17 protein-coding genes are annotated in these 16,901 nt (G+C 65.5%); 8 read left to right on the forward strand and 9 right to left on the reverse strand.

Going from position 1 to position 16,901, the window contains the following annotated elements:
* Window positions 1–256: 256 nt before the first annotated feature.
* The 3 genes from VIL42_05085 to VIL42_05095 are packed head-to-tail and all read right to left on the reverse strand — an operon-like array spanning window position 257 to window position 1,631.
* Window positions 257–1,120 carry a glucose 1-dehydrogenase gene (locus VIL42_05085; GenBank protein HEY8592227.1) on the reverse strand — a complete coding sequence of 288 codons (864 nt, stop codon included), beginning with the start codon at window positions 1,118–1,120 and terminating at the stop codon, window positions 257–259.
* A gap of 5 nt (window positions 1,121–1,125) precedes the next feature.
* Window positions 1,126–1,338, reverse strand: a complete 213-nt coding sequence (locus tag VIL42_05090; protein ID HEY8592228.1) for a hypothetical protein — start codon at window positions 1,336–1,338, stop codon at window positions 1,126–1,128.
* A gap of 53 nt (window positions 1,339–1,391) precedes the next feature.
* Complete coding sequence (locus VIL42_05095; protein HEY8592229.1) at window positions 1,392–1,631, reverse strand: hypothetical protein; 240 nt, start codon at window positions 1,629–1,631, stop codon at window positions 1,392–1,394.
* A gap of 107 nt (window positions 1,632–1,738) precedes the next feature.
* Between VIL42_05095 and VIL42_05100 the strand changes: the two genes are divergently transcribed.
* Genes VIL42_05100 through VIL42_05110 form a run of 3 tightly spaced genes read left to right on the forward strand, consistent with a single transcriptional unit; the run spans window position 1,739 to window position 5,786 of the window.
* Window positions 1,739–3,559: an ABC transporter ATP-binding protein/permease gene (locus VIL42_05100; GenBank protein HEY8592230.1), complete on the forward strand. Its 1,821-nt coding sequence runs from the start codon at window positions 1,739–1,741 to the stop codon at window positions 3,557–3,559.
* 56 nt (window positions 3,560–3,615) lie between these two features.
* Window positions 3,616–5,379, forward strand: coding sequence for a DNA helicase RecQ (gene recQ / locus VIL42_05105; protein ID HEY8592231.1), 1,764 nt, complete (start codon window positions 3,616–3,618; stop codon window positions 5,377–5,379).
* Window positions 5,379–5,786, forward strand: coding sequence for a TIGR01244 family sulfur transferase (locus tag VIL42_05110; protein HEY8592232.1), 408 nt, complete (start codon window positions 5,379–5,381; stop codon window positions 5,784–5,786). Before recQ ends, VIL42_05110 begins: the two co-directional genes overlap by 1 nt.
* Here VIL42_05110 and VIL42_05115 read toward each other — a convergent pair.
* The 5 genes from VIL42_05115 to VIL42_05135 are packed head-to-tail and all read right to left on the reverse strand — an operon-like array spanning window position 5,783 to window position 8,662.
* Entirely contained in the window at window positions 5,783–5,989 is a 207-nt protein-coding gene (locus VIL42_05115) for a DUF2007 domain-containing protein (GenBank protein HEY8592233.1), read from the reverse strand. The genes VIL42_05110 and VIL42_05115 overlap by 4 nt on opposite strands.
* Window positions 5,986–6,528 carry a DUF924 family protein gene (locus VIL42_05120; GenBank protein HEY8592234.1) on the reverse strand — a complete coding sequence of 181 codons (543 nt, stop codon included), beginning with the start codon at window positions 6,526–6,528 and terminating at the stop codon, window positions 5,986–5,988. The genes VIL42_05115 and VIL42_05120 overlap by 4 nt, the downstream gene beginning before the upstream one ends.
* Entirely contained in the window at window positions 6,525–7,946 is a 1,422-nt protein-coding gene (gene tldD / locus VIL42_05125) for a metalloprotease TldD (protein HEY8592235.1), read from the reverse strand. Before tldD ends, VIL42_05120 begins: the two co-directional genes overlap by 4 nt.
* Window positions 7,943–8,146 (reverse strand): zinc-finger domain-containing protein, encoded by a 204-nt coding sequence (locus tag VIL42_05130; protein HEY8592236.1) that lies wholly within the window; start codon window positions 8,144–8,146, stop codon window positions 7,943–7,945. The genes tldD and VIL42_05130 overlap by 4 nt, the downstream gene beginning before the upstream one ends.
* 42 nt (window positions 8,147–8,188) lie before the next feature.
* Entirely contained in the window at window positions 8,189–8,662 is a 474-nt protein-coding gene (locus VIL42_05135) for a DUF4402 domain-containing protein (GenBank protein HEY8592237.1), read from the reverse strand.
* Between the two features lie 163 nt (window positions 8,663–8,825).
* Here VIL42_05135 and VIL42_05140 point away from each other — a divergent pair, with 163 nt between their 5' ends.
* Genes VIL42_05140 through VIL42_05150 form a run of 3 tightly spaced genes read left to right on the forward strand, consistent with a single transcriptional unit; the run spans window position 8,826 to window position 11,909 of the window.
* Window positions 8,826–9,752: an ABC transporter ATP-binding protein gene (locus VIL42_05140; protein ID HEY8592238.1), complete on the forward strand. Its 927-nt coding sequence runs from the start codon at window positions 8,826–8,828 to the stop codon at window positions 9,750–9,752.
* Window positions 9,749–11,329 carry an L-aspartate oxidase gene (gene nadB / locus VIL42_05145; protein HEY8592239.1) on the forward strand — a complete coding sequence of 527 codons (1,581 nt, stop codon included), beginning with the start codon at window positions 9,749–9,751 and terminating at the stop codon, window positions 11,327–11,329. Before VIL42_05140 ends, nadB begins: the two co-directional genes overlap by 4 nt.
* 43 nt (window positions 11,330–11,372) lie before the next feature.
* A complete protein-coding gene (locus VIL42_05150) occupies window positions 11,373–11,909 on the forward strand; it encodes a phosphatase PAP2 family protein (GenBank protein ID HEY8592240.1) in 537 nt (178 codons plus the stop codon).
* A gap of 19 nt (window positions 11,910–11,928) precedes the next feature.
* Here the strand turns inward: VIL42_05150 and VIL42_05155 are convergent, their stop codons facing one another.
* Window positions 11,929–12,363 carry a hypothetical protein gene (locus VIL42_05155; protein HEY8592241.1) on the reverse strand — a complete coding sequence of 145 codons (435 nt, stop codon included), beginning with the start codon at window positions 12,361–12,363 and terminating at the stop codon, window positions 11,929–11,931.
* 133 nt (window positions 12,364–12,496) lie between these two features.
* Here VIL42_05155 and polA point away from each other — a divergent pair, with 133 nt between their 5' ends.
* Both polA and VIL42_05165 read left to right on the forward strand, forming a co-directional pair.
* Window positions 12,497–15,331, forward strand: coding sequence for a DNA polymerase I (gene polA, locus VIL42_05160; protein HEY8592242.1), 2,835 nt, complete (start codon window positions 12,497–12,499; stop codon window positions 15,329–15,331).
* Window positions 15,328–16,899: a lipopolysaccharide biosynthesis protein gene (locus tag VIL42_05165; GenBank protein ID HEY8592243.1), complete on the forward strand. Its 1,572-nt coding sequence runs from the start codon at window positions 15,328–15,330 to the stop codon at window positions 16,897–16,899. The genes polA and VIL42_05165 overlap by 4 nt, the downstream gene beginning before the upstream one ends.
* Window positions 16,900–16,901 lie beyond the last annotated feature (2 nt).

Below are 16,901 nucleotides of genomic sequence, written 5' to 3' on the forward strand. Positions count from 1 at the left end.
GGCAGCGAGGTTGCGGCCGAGACGAGAAGCATCGCGGAGACGAACGCGCCGGCGAACACGGTCGCGGTGTGGCGGGCGGAAGCGAAATTGGCGAACATTGAACTACCCTTTTTGTCGTTTGCGGGTCCCACCATTGGGCCCTGCAACTATCAATGCATGGGGCGTGCCAATTTGAGATTATCCAATAATTACAATGAAATGGCGCAGCGCAGCTTCTCGCCACGCCGCGCCCTGAGCCGAGAGTTGGGAAATTTTCCTAGCTCGACGTGGAATCGCCGCCGTCGGGATGCATGACCTGCCCAGTCATGTAGCTGGAATCTTCGCAAGCCAGGAACAGGAACGACGGCGCGACCTCGTTCGGCTGTCCGGCGCGGCCCATCGGCGTGTCCTTGCCGAACTCGGGGATCTTCTCCTTCGGCTGGCCCCCGAACGGGTTGAGCGGAGTCCAGATCGGTCCGGGAGCGACCGCATTCACGCGAATCCCCTCCTCGGCGAGGTTCAGCGCCAGCGAGCGCGTGAAAGCCGTGATCGCGCCCTTGGTCGAGCTATAGTCGAGAAGGATCGGCGCGCCCTTGTACATGGTCACCGACGTGCAGTTCACGATCGCCGCGCCCTTCTTGAGGTGCGGCCGCGCCGCCTGCGTCATGAAGAACATGCCGAAGATGTTGGTCTGGAAGGTGCGGCGCAGCTGCTCCTCGCTGATATCCTCGACCTTCTTCTCCCAATGCTGTTCGCCGGCATTGTTGACGAGGATGTCGAGCGCGCCGAGTTCGTCGACCGTCTGCTTGACCGCAGCCTCGCAGAACTCCTTGCTGCCGATGTCGCCGGCGATGGTGATCGCGCGGCGGCCTTCCTGTTCGACGATCTGCTTCGTCTTCTCGGCATCGTCGTGCTCGCAAAGGTAGAGGATCGCGACGTCGGCGCCTTCGCGGGCAAACAGCGCCGCCACGGCGCGGCCGATGCCGCTGTCCGCTCCGGTGATCAGCGCGACCTTGCCTTTCAGCCGGTCCGAGCCGCGGTAGCGCGGCTCCCAATCGGGCTTCGGGTCGAGCTGGCTTTCGTGACCGGGAAGCTGGTCCTCGTGGACCATCGGTTCGATCGTGTCGCTATCCTGGTTCATGGCAGCTACTCCTTGGCGGCCATGCCCATGCCGCGTTGTCCGAATTCTTCGGGCGTCGGCTGTTCCTGCGGATCGCCGGCTGCCGGCTTTTCGACCGCCGTGGCGCCATGCGCTTCAGGCTTGTCGGTGAGCCGATGCCCGTCGCGCGGGTCGTCGGACATTGCGTTGTTCTGGTTCTGGGTAGTCGGTTGTTCGCTGCTGTGGCTGTTCTGGCCCATGTCGATCTCCTTTGCCTGACTAACCGCCAGCCTCGGGAGCGGGTTCCTACGGCTCAACCGCGTTGCGGCTTGTCGTTCTTCTTCTGCGATTCAACCGCTTTCGTCTCGCCGGCGCGGCAGCGCGCGACCAGGGTCGGGTAGTCGAAGCCGTTGTTCTCGAGCAGCGCGGCGCTGGTGGCCGCTGCGCACTGCGCCTCATTCGCATATTGCGTCTGGAGCGTGGTGACGGGCGTGCACTGGCTGCCGCCGTCGGCGCAACCGAGAATGGCGATGACGAAGTAACCCGCACCCATGTGAAGCATCCCCTAAGATGCTGTTCTAACCGCCGAATTTTGCTTCGGTTCCCAACATTTACGGCGTCTTGTTTGCCGCTGGGCCTACCCGTTCCTACTTACGGGCGATGGCGGTTGCGGAAGCTCAGAAGCAGGAACAGCAGAACGGCGGCTTCCGCGCGCTGTGGCGGTTCCTGCCGATGCTGTGGCCCAAGGACGAACCGCAGCTGAGGTTCCGCGTGGTCGCGGCGATGGTGCTGGTGCTTGCCGGCAAGGCCGCGGTGCTGCTGATGCCCTTCGCGTACAAGGCGGTGGTCGATGGCATGTCGGAGGACAAGGCTGCGTTCGGCGTCGTTGCCATGCTCGTGGTCGGCTATGCCGGCGCCCGGTTCGCGGGGGTCCTGTCGGACAATCTGCGCAATGCGATTTTCGAGAAAGTCGGACAGGATGCGGCGCGGCGCCTCGCCGGCAAGGTCTTCCGCCACATCCACGATCTGTCGCTTCGCTTCCATCTCGAGCGGCGCACCGGATCGCTGACCAAGATCGTCGAGCGGGGGACCAAGAGCATCGACATGATGCTCTACTTCCTGCTCTTCAACATCGGCCCGACGCTGATCGAGCTTACCGCGGCCTGCATCATCTTCTTCGTCAAGTTCGGCGCCGGCCTCGTCGCCGCCACCCTGGCGATGATGACTGCCTACATCCTGTTCACGCGGCGGGTGACCGAGTGGCGGGCCGAGCTCCAGCGCCAGCTCAACGACGTCGATAACAAGGCGATCGGCCGCGCGGTTGATTCCCTGCTGAACTACGAAACGGTCAAATATTTCAACGCCGAAGAGCGGGAGGCCAAGCGCTACGACGACGCCATGACGTCGTTTGCCCGCGCGACCGTCAAGAACGAGCAGTCACTCGCGTGGCTCAACATTGGCCAGGCGCTGATCACCAACCTGATGATGGCAGGCGCCATGGTCTTCACGGTGTGGGGCTGGAGCCAAGGTCGCTTCACGGCCGGGGACGTCGTGTTCGTAAACACCATGCTCCTCCAGCTCTTCCGGCCCCTCGACATGCTCGGCTGGGTCTATCGCTCGATCCGCCAGGGGCTGATCGACATGGAGGCGATGTGGAACCTCGTCGACACCCATGCTGATGTTACGGATGCGCCGGGTGCCAGGCCGCTCGAGGTCACGACCGGCAGCTTGCGCTTCGAGAACGTGCGCTTCGGTTATGAGAGCGGCCGCGAAATCCTGAACGGCCTGTCGTTCGACATTCCGGCGGGCACCAGCTGCGCCATCGTCGGCCCATCGGGCGCCGGCAAGTCGACGATCGCCCGGCTGCTCTACCGCTTCTACGACCCGACCAGCGGCAGCATCGTCATCGACGGTCAGAACATCGCCGCCGTTACGCAGAAGAGTCTGCGCGGCTCGATCGGCATCGTTCCCCAGGATACGGTGCTGTTCAACGACACGATCGGGTTCAACATCGGCTACGGCCGCGACGGCGCGACGCAGGCAGAGATCGAAGGCGCCGCCAAGGGCGCCGCGATCGATCGCTTCATCGGGGCATTGCCGGATGGTTATGGTTCGATGGTCGGCGAACGGGGCCTCAAGCTGTCGGGAGGCGAGAAGCAGCGGGTGGCGATTGCCCGCACCTTGCTCAAGGACCCGCCGATCCTCGTCCTCGACGAGGCGACCAGCGCGCTCGACAGCCGCACCGAACAAGCGATTCAGGAGACGCTCGACCGCGTTGCGCGTAGCCGCACCACGATCATGATCGCGCACCGCCTGTCGACGATCGTCAACGCCGACCAGATCATTGTCCTGGATGAGGGGCGGGTGGCGGAGCGCGGCACGCACGACGAGCTGCTCGAAAAGGGCGGCCTCTATGCGGAGCTATGGCAACGCCAGGCGTCGGAACGGCTTGCCGAAGCGATTGCCGAAGCCGCGGAATAGCTCGGTTTTTCTTCGAACAGGCTGGACCCCTGCGTGCTGAGGGGTACGGAACCCGTGTGGCTGACCCTCACCTGATCCTCAAAGAAATCTTCGGTTTCGACCAGTTTCGCGGCGTGCAGGAACGGGTCGTGGACCGCGTCCTCGCCGGTAGTCACACGCTCGCGGTCATGCCCACGGGTGCGGGCAAGTCGCTTTGCTACCAGCTCCCGGCGCGTGTCCGCCAAGGCACCGCGCTCGTCATCTCGCCCCTAATCGCGCTGATGCACGACCAGATCAGAAGCGCCGATGCGATCGGCCTCAAGGCGGCGTCGTTGACGTCAGCCGATGCGGATCGCGACGCGACGCTCGAGCGGCTGCGCGCGGGCGAGCTCGACCTGCTCTACGTCGCTCCGGAGCGAGCGACCACGGACGGGTTCCGGCGCCTGATCGGCCGTATCGATATGGCGCTCATCGCAATCGACGAGGCCCATTGCGTGAGCGAATGGGGCCACGACTTCCGTCCCGATTACAGGCAGCTGCGCGGGCTTCTCGACGATAATCCCGACGTGCCGCGCCTGGCGCTGACTGCCACTGCCGACCGGCGGACCCGCGCCGACGTCTTGGCTCAGTTAGGTATCCCGCAAGACGGGCTAATCGTCGCCGGGTTCGACCGTCCGAACATCCGCTATCATGTCCGCCCGCGCGATCAGGGCAGCAAGCAGCTAAGCGCTTTGCTCGGCAGCCGCCCCGGCTCGGCGATCGTCTATGCGCCGAGCCGCGATAATTCGGAGAAGATCGCAGAAGCGATCGCTGGCAGCGGCCGCCCTGCGCTTCCCTATCATGCGGGGCTCGACCCGCAGGTCCGTGCCCGCAACCAGGCTGCGTTCGTCCAGTCCGAGGAAATGGTGATGGCGGCGACGGTGGCGTTCGGGATGGGCATCGACAAGCCGGACGTGCGGACGGTCGCCCACGCAGGCATCCCCAAGAGCATCGAGGCTTATTATCAGGAGACCGGCCGCGCCGGCCGCGACGGCGAACCCGCCGAAGCGTGGCTGTTCTGGTCGGCCCAGGATTTCGCCCGCGCCCGCCAGCGCATCGAGCAGGAAGTCGAAGTCGACCGGCGCCCGGCGGAGCGGGAGCGTCTCAACGCTCTTGCCGCCTTCGTCGAGGCCGCGACCTGCCGCCGGGCAATCCTGCTGCGTCACTTCGGGGAGGATCCACCGGAGCGCTGCGGCAATTGCGACAATTGCCTCGAGCCGCCGGCAACGGTCGATGCGACGGAGATCGCGCGCAAGCTGCTGTCCGCCGCCTTCCGCACCGAAATGCGGTTCGGCGTCGGACATCTCGCCGACGTGCTTGCCGGCAAGGAAACCGACAAGGTGCACAATTTCGGCCATCACCGGCTGTCAGTGTTCGGGATTGCCGATGCCGACGAGCTAGCGCTGATCCAGCCGGTGTCGCGCGCACTGATCGCCCGCGATGCCCTGCGCGCCGACGCTTATGGCGGGCTGAGCTTCGGCCCCGGCGCAAAGGCGATCCTTAAAGGTGAGGAGCAGGTGACGATCGCCGTGCCGCCACCGCGCGCTCGCCGCAGCCGCAACCGCGACACCGCCCCGTCGGACCCGCTGTTCGAAGCCTTGCGCGCGGCCCGCCGCGAACTGGCCGCGGAAGCCGGCGTGCCGCCCTATGTCGTCTTCCACGATTCCACGCTGCGCGAGATCGCCGCGCGCAAGCCGCGCACGCTCCACGAGCTCGCCGACGTTCAGGGGGTCGGCGCAAGCAAGCTCGAGCGCTATGGTGAGGCGATCATTGCCGTCCTCGCATCACGGGAAACTGCCTAATGATACGCCAGCTCGACGAACGAACCTGCGTCAGCGGACAAATCGCCGCGGACCACGTCGGCGATCTGGCAGCGCAAGGCTTCACGGTCATCGTCAACAATCGCCCCGATGGCGAGGAAGACGGGCAGCCGAGCGCCTCCACCATCGAGCAGGCGGCAGCGGCCGCCGGCCTCAAATATCACCACATCCCGATCGTCCGCGGCATCGGACCGTCGGACGTCGAAGCGATGGAGGAGGCACTTGCCGGTGCCGGGGACGGCAAGCTTCTCGCATTCTGCCGCTCGGGAACTCGCTCGGCTTACGCGATCGCGGTCGCAAGGCGGCGGTCCGGCGCGTCACCGGATGAGGTTGAACGCTCGCTCAGCGACGCCGGGTTCGACCCGGGCCCGATCGCGCACCTGCTTTAGCCGTCCTGTTCGAGTAGCTGCCGCGCTTGGTCCAGGTCCTCGTCGAGGACCATCAGCCGCACCGGCATGAACAGGCCGCCGTAGAAATAGTTGATCTCGGTATCGAACAGCACCGCCTCGACGCCTTCGCTTTCAAGGAACAAGCGCGCGAGGTCCGCTTCGACGCGGCTATTGTATCGGGCAGCTTCGACGAGCGCGGTCACCAGGACGGAATGTCGTCCGCCGCCTGCTCCTCGGCCCGCGGCGCGCGACCGAGCACCGCGTTGCGATGCGGGAAACGGCCGAAGCGGGCGATGACGTCGCGGTGCTCGCGCGCGAAGTGCAGCTTTTCCTCGTCGCCAAGCGCGGTGAAAAGCAGCAGCGACCGGTCCTGGTCTCCGAGATCCTCGCTGTGCATGAAGGGCATGTAGAGGAAGCCGCGCTCCTCCGGCTCAAGCTGGCCATCGAACTCCTTGTCCACCGCGCCCTTGGCGATCGCCAGCGCGAGATGATCGGTGGCGAACTGGTCGGCGTGGCCGCGGAACATGTTGCGCGGGAGCTGATCGAACAGGATCACGGCGGCCAGCGCGGTCAGCGGGTCATTGAGGAAGCTGCTTGCGGGCAGCTGCCGCTTCTCCGCCCATAGTTTGAGGAAGCGCTCGCGGCAGCGTTGGTCGAGCTCGTCGCCGCCCCCGAACCACTGGTCCTTGCTCAGACCGAACCAGAATTTGAGGACATCGGCGCGCCAGTCGCTGCCGGTCACGCGGCGGTGCCTCCAACCGTCAGCCCGTCGACCAGCAGGGTCGGCTGACCGACGCCTGCGGGCACGCTCTGCCCGCCCTTGCCGCACACGCCGACGCCCTCGTCGAGCTCGAGATCGTTGCCGATGCCCTTGACCCGGGTCAGCACCGTGGGGCCGTCGCCGATCAGGGTCGCGCCCTTGACCGGCTCGGCAATCCGGCCGCCGCGGATGCGATAGGCTTCGGTGCAGGAGAAGACGAACTTGCCGCTGGTGATATCGACCTGGCCGCCGCCGAAACTCTTCGCGTAAATGCCGTCCTTCACGCGTTCGACGAGCTCACCCGGATCGTCCTTCCCGGCGAGCATGAAGGTATTGGTCATGCGCGGCATCGGCGCATGAGCGAAGCTCTCGCGCCGGCCGTTTCCGGTCGGATCGACGCCCATCAGCCGCGCATTCAGGCGGTCCTGCAGATAGCCCTTGAGGATGCCATCCTCGATGAGCACGGTTCGGCCTGTGGGCGTGCCTTCGTCGTCGATGGTCAGGGAGCCGCGGCGGTTTTCCATCGCACCGTCGTCGACGACGGTGACGCCCGGCGCCGCGACCCGGTCGCCGAGCCGCCCGGAGAAGGCCGACGTGCCCTTGCGGTTGAAATCCCCTTCAAGGCCATGGCCCACCGCTTCGTGAAGCAGAACGCCAGGCCAGCCGGGCCCGAGCACGACGGGCAGTTCGCCGGCCGGCGCGGCGACGGACTCGAGATTGGTCAGCGCCTGCGCAAGCGCGATGTCGATCGCGCGGCTCCACTCCGCCTCGTTGAACAGCCTGCCGTAAAGGTGGCGGCCGCCGAGGCCGTGGCTGCCGGTCTCGCGGCGGCCGTTCTGCTCGGCGACGATCTGCACATTGAGCCGCACCAGCGGGCGAACGTCGGAGGCAGTGAATCCGTCGGCACGAAGGATGTCGATGACGTTCCAGCTTGCCAGCAGGTAGACGCTGACCTGCACGACGCGCGGATCGCGGGCGCGCGCGGCGGCGTCGATCCGCTGGCAAAGCTCGACCTTGGCGGCGAACGGAACTTCGGCGAGCGGATCGTCGGCGCCGTACATCGCCTGGTTGGTGCGCGCCGGCGGCGGCGCAGGCGAGGCGGTGCGGGGATCGAGGATCTTCAGGGTCGCTGCGGCGCGTTCGATCGCCGCCTCGCTGATCTCGTTGGCGTGGGCGAACGCGGTGGTCTCGCCACTGACGCCCCGCAGGCCGAAGCCCGAGGAGCTATGATAATCGGCAGTCTTCAGCCGGCCGTCGTCGAAGCCGAACGCCTCGCTGACGCCATATTGAAGATAGAGCTCGCCGTCGTCGTGAGCGGAGAGATGCGTGGCCGCGAGCCGGCGCGCCGCGTCGGGATCGAGGCTCCGGTAAAGGAAGCTACGCGGGTCGGCGACGGTCATGCCGCCTGGCTGTCCGCAGGTCCCCCTTCAAGAACGAAACGGCGATCGCAATAGCCGCACTCGACGAAGCCGGTATCCGGTTCGATCCTCAGGAATACGCGCGGATGCCCCAGGACCGGCGAGACCTCCCCAGAGCCGTCGCATGCGACCTGGACGCTGGAGACTCGGATCACTTCCGGCGGCGGGATTTCTGATGCCATGTCCGCCAATTAGTGCTGGACGCGGCGCCTCACAAGGTGCGGTCAGGGATATTGAACCGTGACCGTGAAGCTGCCGAGATAGCTGCCGTCCGCCTGTCCCGCCGCGACGTTGAGACGCGCGCCGACCGCGAAATCGAACGTCTGGGTGATCGGGAAGCGGCGGTTGCTCGGCCCGTCGAGGGTGAAATTGGTGACCGTCATCGTTTCCGTGCCGCCGACGCGCGTCAGGGTGACCGGCTGCTGCGGGAGACGGATGAGGACGATGGAATTGCGCGAACCGGTGGTGGTGAAGCTCGCCGGCTGCTGCGCCGATCCGACGACAGTGAGGGGCCCGGTGGTTGTCATCGTGCCGCTTACCGGGTCGATCACGGCAGTGCCTGCACCCGCGACGATGATCGAGCCGAAGTCGAGGTCGGCCGTCCTCACCACGGTCAATGGCCGGAGGATCGTCGTAGTGCCGGTCGCGTCGGTCGTTGCAGCGACACTCTGTGCGCTCGCCGTGCTTACGAGCAGCATTGGGCATGCTGCCGCGCCAAGGGCGAGAACAAGGGAAAGCTGCCGTTTCATCGACCCGCGGATTATTAGGTTAACCTGAAGATCACTCTAGCGGTTAGGGTAAACGGCTGATTCACCTTGCCGGTGCTTGTCGCTGCGCCGGGCGGCTCTTATGCCCGCGGCCATGATCGAGCCGGCAATCCGTATCGAAGCGCTGTCCAAGACTTATGCCGGCGGCAAGAAGGCGCTCGACGAAGTCACGTTCGACGTTCCCCGCGGGCAGATCTTCGGACTGCTGGGGCCTAACGGCGCCGGAAAGTCGACGTTGATCAACATCCTTGCGGGGCTGGTCGTCAAAAGCGGGGGCAAGGTCTCCATCTGGGGCTTCGATATCGACCAGCACCCGCGGAACGCCAAGCGCGCGATCGGTGTCGTCCCGCAGGAGATCATCTTCGACCCGTTCTTCACGCCGCGGGAGACGCTGGAGATTCAGGCGGGGCTGTACGGCATCCCGGCGGGACAGCGGCACAGCGACGCGCTGCTCGCCGCCATGCACCTCACGGACAAGGCCAATGCTTATTCGCGCACTTTGTCGGGCGGCATGAAGCGGCGGCTGCTAGTCGCCAAGGCAATGGTCCATTCGCCACCGATCCTGGTGCTCGACGAACCGACCGCGGGTGTCGACGTCGAACTCCGCCGGCAGCTGTGGGACTATGTCCGCGAGCTCCATGCCAAGGGTGTGACGATCGTCCTGACGACCCACTATCTCGAGGAAGCCGAGGAGTTGTGCGACCGCATTGCCATCATCAACCATGGCAAGGTCATCGCCAACGAGCCGACGCGGGAACTTGTCGCCAAGGCGCAGGAGAAAGCGGTCGTCGTCACCTTCGACCAGGACGTGAAGGAAGTGCCGCAGAACGTCTGCTTCCAGAACATCAAGCTGGTCGATGAGCGCACGCTCGCGATCACCTATCGCAAGGACCAGGCGAATGCGGGTGAGGTGCTCGGTGCCCTGACCGCCGACGGCCTGTCGATCGTCGATGTGACGACCCGCGACCCGGACCTAGAGGATGTGTTCCTGAGCCTGGTGTCGGAGCCGCAGGCCGCGTGAAGACCACGGCCGACGTCCTGATCGTCGGTTCGGGCGCGGCGGGGCTCACTGCCGCGCTCAACCTGGCCGAAACGCACAAGGTGGCGGTGATTGCCAAGGGGGCCTTAGGCGAGGGCGCGACGAGCTGGGCGCAGGGTGGCGTCGCCGCGGTGCTGGAGGAAGGCGACAGCTTCGAAGCCCATGTGAACGACACGATGGTCGCCGGGGCAGGTCTCAACGACCGCGCCGTGGTCGAACATGTCGTTGAGGCGGCGCCGCGCGCGATCCAGCACCTGATCGATCTTGGAGTGCCCTTCGCGCAGGACGGCAATGCGCTGCACCTGACCCGGGAGGGCGGGCACAGCCACCGGCGCATCGTCCACGTCGCCGACGCCACCGGTTATGCCATCCAGCAGGCGCTCGAAGGCGCGGCGGCCAAGCACCCGAATATCAAGCTGCTGCCCGACATGGTGGCGGTCGATCTGGTCACGGGACGGCACGCAAGCCAATTTTCCACCAGCGGCGCCGTCCACGGCCTTTACGCCTACAATCGAAAGAAGAAGCGGGTCGAAACGCTGACCGGCCGCGCAACCATCCTGGCGACCGGCGGAGCGGGGCGTGCGTACCTCTATTCGACGGCCCCGCGCGGCGCGACGGGCGACGGGATCGCGATGGCGTGGCGCGCCGGCTGCCGGGTGTCGAACATGGAATTCATGCAATTCCACCCGACCTGCCTCTACAATCTTCAGGTCAAAAATTTCCTGATCACCGAAGCGGTGCGCGGCGAAGGCGGGATCCTGAAGCACCCGGTGACCGGCCACCGCTTCATGCCGGACTATGACAAGCGCGCGGAGCTTGCGCCGCGCGATATCGTGGCCCGGGCCATCGACGCCGAGATCAAGCGGGATGGCCTCGATTACGTCTTCCTCGACATCTCGCACCGGGAGCCGGATTTCGTTCGGCAGCACTTCCCGAACATTTACGACAAGCTGATCGGCCTCGGCATCGACATCACTCGCGATCCAATCCCCGTCGTGCCGGCGCAACATTATACTTGCGGCGGCGTGGTGGTGGACCAGCATGGCTGCACCGACGCTCCCGGCCTTTATGCAGCCGGTGAAGTCACGCAGTCGGGATTGCACGGCGCCAACCGCCTGGCGTCGAACAGCCTTCTGGAGTGCCTGGTGTTCGGCGAAGCGGCCGCGCGCCATATCGCCGACAATTGGGACGCTCTTCCGCAGGTGCCGCTAATCCGCCCCTGGGACGAAAGCCGTGTCACCGACAGCGACGAAGAAGTCGTCATCACCCAGACCTGGGGGGAGATCCGGCGGATGATGTGGAATTATGTCGGCATCGTCCGCACCACCAAGCGGCTGGAACGGGCCAAGCACCGCATCGACATGCTGCGCCAGGAAGTGAAGGAATATTACGCGCATTTCCGCGTCACTCCGGACCTGATCGAGCTCCGCAACCTGGTCGAAGTCGCTGACCTGATCATCCGCAGCGCCCTTGCCCGTCACGAAAGCCGCGGACTTCACTTCACCCTGGATTATCCGAGGGCGGCCGCCGATCCGAAGGATACCGTCCTCGTTCCCTAATCAAATCATTGGCTTAGTCCGCCTTTGCCGATAGCATCCGCCGATGCGCTGGATTGCTCCTGTTGCGGCGGTCACGATCGCCTGCTCGTCACCCGCTGCCGCAGGTTCCAAGGAGGACTGGGACAAGGCGAGCTCGGTGGGCCGCAGCGCTCTGGTCGTTGCCGCGCTCGGCATCCCCGCCGTTCAAGGGGATTGGAAAGGCGACAAGCAGGCCGCCGTCGCGATCGGCGGGACATGGGTCGTGACCGAAGCGCTGAAACGAGCAACGAACGAGCAGCGGCCGGACCGCAGCGACGACAAGAGTTTCCCGTCGGGTCACACTTCGAGCAGCTTCGCGGCAGCCGCGACACTGGAGAAGCGTTATGGCTGGAAAGTTGGATTGCCCGCCCATCTGGTCGCTGCATTAGTCGGCGTCGCGCGCGTCAAGGCGAAGAAGCACTACGTCCATGACGTCGTGGCCGGCGCGCTGCTCGGCGAAGCGACCGGCTGGCTGGTGACGTCAAAGAAGGACCAAAAGGTTCAGTGGCTGCCGTACGCAAGCCGGCACGGCGTCGGCGCCAGCCTTGCGATGCGCTTCTGAACCCGGCGGCGGCCGATCCCTAACCGACAACAGCCGCGATGATCGCGACTGAGACAGCCCAGCCGAAAATCAGCAGCGGCAAGGCAAGGACCAAAGTCACCGCCTCGCGTGCCGGCGTGCGGCCGGTCAGCGTGTCGATGCCGTTGTCGAGGAACTCGTCCCAGCTAAGCGCCTTGGTGCCCTGGCCACGCGCAGCCTTCACGAAGATCGCCGGCAGCGCGAAGAAAGCGGTCAGGAAGGCGAAGACGACTGCATAGCTGATCGCCATGTCGGTCCGGAACGCGAAGGCGAGCACCCCCATCATCCCCGCGAACAAAGAGGCCATCGCGACGTAGATGCCCGCCGGCAATCCGAAGCTGTGGTCGGCGCATGCGCGCTCCAGCGGCAGTGCGGGCGGCGCAACGAGTTCGTCGCGGTGAAGCAGCTGGGCGTGGTCGAGGCGAGCGGTCATCATCAATCTCCCTGTTTGATGATGGGTGAATGCCTGCGGGGCGACGCTGCCAGCTATCCGTAGTTTTCCCGATGAGCAGTCCCCACATCGGCGGTCAGCTTCCCTCGCGCTGCGACCCTGCTAAACCGCCAAGTTCATGTCTGACGCTTCCCAGTCTGCTACCACTACGCCTGCCGCCACCCCGCACCTCTATCTGGTCGACGGGTCGAGCTACATCTTCCGCGCCTATCACCGGCTGCCGCCGCTGACGAACCGCCACGGCCAGCCTGCGGGCGCGGTCTACGGCTATACGACCATGCTGTGGAAGCTGGCCGACGGGCTCAGCAAGGCCGACGGGCCCACGCACATGGCGGTCATCCTAGACGCGTCTGAGCAGACGCACCGCAACCAGATGTACGACCAGTATAAGGCCCACCGGCCGCCCCCGCCCGAGGATCTGGTCCCCCAATTCCCGCTGATCCGCGTCGCCACTCGCGCTTTCTCGATCCCGTGCATCGAGGAAGAGGGGTTGGAAGCGGACGACATCATCGCCTGCTACGTCACGGAGGCGAAGAAGCAGGGCTGGAAGGTCACGATCGTCAGTTCCGACAAGGATCTGATGCAGCTGATCGACGAGGATGCCGGCATCGACATGCTCGACACGATGAACGACCGGCGCATCGGACGCACCGAAGTGCTCGAGAAGTTCGGCGTTCCCCCTGAGAAAGTCGGCGATGTGCTGGCACTGATGGGCGACAGCGTCGACAATGTGCCCGGCGTGCCGGGGATCGGGCCGAAGACGGCGAGCCAGCTCATCCAGCAATATGGCGACCTTGAGACGGTGCTGGCGTCGGTCGATCAGATCAGCAAGCCGAAGCTCAAGCAGAATCTCGTCGATTTTGCCGCCGATGCGCGGCTCTCGCGCGAGCTGGTGCGCCTGGTGTGCGACGCGAATTTGCCCGAGCCACTCGACGCGCTCGAATTGAAGAACATCCCGAAGGAACCGCTTGCCGAGTTCCTCCAGGACCAGGGGTTCAAGACGCTCTACGCGCGGCTGATGGGAGGCACCCCGACGCAGACCGGCGCTACCGTACGCAATGACGTCATGGCGGCGATGGACCGCAAGCCGAGCGAGCCCGCGCCTGCCGAACGCCAAGAAATCGACCGCTCGAAATATGAGACGGTGGCCGACGAAGCAACGCTCGACCGCTGGATCGCGGAAGCTGCGGCGCAGGGCTATGTCGCGGTCGATACCGAGACCGACTGCATCGACTGCATCATCGCGAAGCTGGCGGGCATCAGCATGGCGACCGCGCCGAACCGCGCCTGCTACATTCCGGTCGGCCATAGCGGCGCAGACCTGCTGTCCGATGCACCCGACCAGCTCCCGATGGATCTCGTCCTCGGCAAGCTGAAGCCGCTCCTTGAAGACCCGTCGGTCCTGAAGATCGGGCACAATTTCAAATATGATTGGGTGATGTTCGACAAGGCCGGCATCTGCGTCGCGCCGGTGGACGACACGATGGTCATGAGCTTCGATCTCGATGCGGGTCGGAGCTTCGGGCACGGCATGGACGAGCTCGCCAAGCTGCACTTCGAGCATGAGTGCATCAGCTACAAGTCGCTATGCGGGACCGGCGCCAAGCAGATTACCTTCGACAAGGTGCCGCTGGGTCCGGCAACCGAATATGCTGGCGAGGATGCCGACATCACGCTGCGGTTATGGCTGCGGCTGCAGCCGCGGCTGGCGCAGGAGAATGTCGCCCGTGTCTACGAGCGGGTCGACAAGCCTTTGGTGCCGGTGATCAGCCGCATGGAGCGGCGCGGGATCAAGGTCGACCGCGATTATCTGGCGAAGCTGTCGGCCGACTTCGGAACCGAGATCAAGGCGCTGGAGGAAAAGGTCTATGAGGCGGCGTGCGGGCCGTTCACGATCGGATCGCCGCAGCAGCTCGGCGAAGTGCTCTACGGCCGCCTTGGCCTCAAGGGCGGCCGCAAGGGCAAGAGCGGCCAATATTCAACCGACGTCAACGAGCTGGAGCGGCTTGCCGCCGAAGGCGTCAGCTGCGCGACCCTGGTGCTGGAATGGCGCCAGCTCACCAAGCTGAAGAATACCTACACCGACGCGCTGCAGCAGCAGATCAACCCGGAGACCGGCCGGGTCCACACCAGCTTCAGCCTGACAGGGGCGCAGACCGGGCGGTTGTCGTCGAACGATCCGAACCTGCAGAACATTCCGATTCGCACCGAGCTCGGGCGCAAGATCCGCGACGCTTTCGTCGCGGAAGCGGGGCACAAGCTCCTCTCCGCCGACTATAGCCAGATCGAGCTTCGCCTGGCGGCGCACATGGCCGACGTCCCGCAGCTCAAGGAGGCGTTCAACGCCGGCGCCGACATCCACGCGATCACCGCCGAGGAGCTGTTCGGCACCGTCGACCGCGACACGCGCGGCAAGGCGAAGACCGTCAACTTCGCCATCCTCTACGGCATTTCTTCCTGGGGGCTCGCGGGCCGGCTCGGCGTGCCGAAGGACGAGGGCAAGGCGATCATCGACCGCTACTTCGAGCGGTTCCCGGGCATCCAGGACTATATCCAGTCGACGCTCGCCTTCGTTCGGGAACACGGCTTCACCCGCACCTTGTTTGGGCGCAAGACCCACTTCGAGCCGAACATCCGCTCGCCCAACCCATCGATCCGCGGCGGCGCCGAGCGTGCGGCGATCAACGCGCCGATCCAGGGCACCAGCGCCGACCTCATCAAGCGGGCAATGGCGCGGATGGACCAGGCGCTGGCCGACGCCGGCCTGCGCGACGTCAAGATGCTGCTCCAGGTCCACGACGAACTCGTCTTCGAGGTCCCGGACGGCCGCGAGGAAGAAGCCGCAGCCGTCATCAAGAGGGTGATGAGCGACGCTGCGGGACCGGCGCTGAAGCTCGACGTGCCGCTCGACGTCGAGGTCGGCTGGGGCGAGCATTGGGGCGCCGCGCATTGACGAAGAGCGACGCCGCGCCCGCTGAGCAGCCCCAGGCACACGATGCCGACATGGCGACGCTCGCGCGGGGCGGCCGCCTCAATGTCTTCGGCTTCGTCCTTCGCCTGGTCGCCCGTATCCCGTTCCTGTTCATCGCCGGGCGGATGTACGGCGCCGCCGAACTCGGCCGGTTCGCCTATGCGGTGCTGGTCGTCGAGTTCGCAGCGCAGATCGCGGCTCTCGGGCTCAGGCGCGGCCTCGCGAAGATGCTTGCCGACGCGAAGAAGCCGCAGGCCTGCGTCGTTGCCGACGCGATGCTGGTTACGGCCATTGGCGCAGCGATCGGAATGGCGATCCTGATCGGCTTTCCCCGCGCCATGTACCCGACGACGCGCATCTCGGGCATGGACCATTTGCTGGCGATCACGGTCATCGCCATCGCCTGGACCGACATCGCGCTGGCGGCGCTTGCCTACCAGCACGACGTCGGGTCGACGGTCCGGGCTCGCTCGATCGTCGAGCCGTGGACGATCAGCATTGTCGCCTTTGTCTGGGCCTATATCTCGATCGATGACGGGCTGATCGTCTCCTACGTTTTCTCGATGGTAGCAGCGTTGATCGCGTCCCTCATCCCGCTGGTGAAATGCTACGGCCTCCCGCACGGGTGGAAACCCGACCTTGCCGGCGCTTCGCAGACCGCCTGGCGGAATATCCCGCTAGCGGCCGCGGACGCGGTTGAATGGGCCTCGCGCCGCGTCGATCTCGCCGTCCTCGGCGCCTTCCTGCCGGCGACGGTAGTCGGCATCTATTATGTCGCGCAGCAGGTTGCGACGCTGCCGGCCAAGCTCAAGACCAGCTTCGAGCCGGTGCTCGGCCCGGCGATTGCACGCAAGGTGAAGAGCGGCGACCTCGTCGGCATCGCCAAGCAGGTAAGGCAGGTGACCTACTGGATCCTTGCCGCACAGGTCGGCATCGCGCTGGCACTGGCGGTCCCGGGCCGTGCCGTCATGGGGCTCGTCGGTTCGGGTTTCACCGGCGGCACGGCGATGCTGGCCTTCCTGCTCGCCGCCGAAGTGATCGCCGCCACTGCCGTCGTCAGCGAAGCGGCGCTGATCTACGTCGCGCGCAAGCGGAACATGATGATCAGCCTGATCATGCTGGCGGCCGAGGCAGGGCTTGCGGCGGCGTTGATCCTCATCATGAAAGACCATGAATTGCCGATCGCTTACCAGGCAACCGGCCCGGCCATCGCTCTGTGCGTCGCGCTCGCCTTCGCCTCCGTGGCCAAGTCGTGGCTGGCGAAGAAGGTGCTCGGCGCATCGGTGTCTGGGTGGCGCTGGGATCTCGGCTGGGCGACCGCCGCCGCGGTGATCGTCGGTGCCGGCGTGCGGCTGTTGCTACCGGAGACGTGGCAGTTGATCGTGGGCGTTCCCGCGATCCTGATCGCCTTCTTCGCGATCCTGTGGACCAAGGGGCTGTCCAAGGAAGACCGCGAGCTGTTCAGCATGCGCGGCTCCGAAGTACGAGGCCTTCGCGAAGCCGAAGCCGCCGCTCGTGCCCGCGACCAGGTTCAGGACGACATCGTCTAGCT

Source organism: Sphingomicrobium sp. (genome assembly GCA_036563485.1).
Lineage (GTDB): Bacteria > Pseudomonadota > Alphaproteobacteria > Sphingomonadales > Sphingomonadaceae > Sphingomicrobium.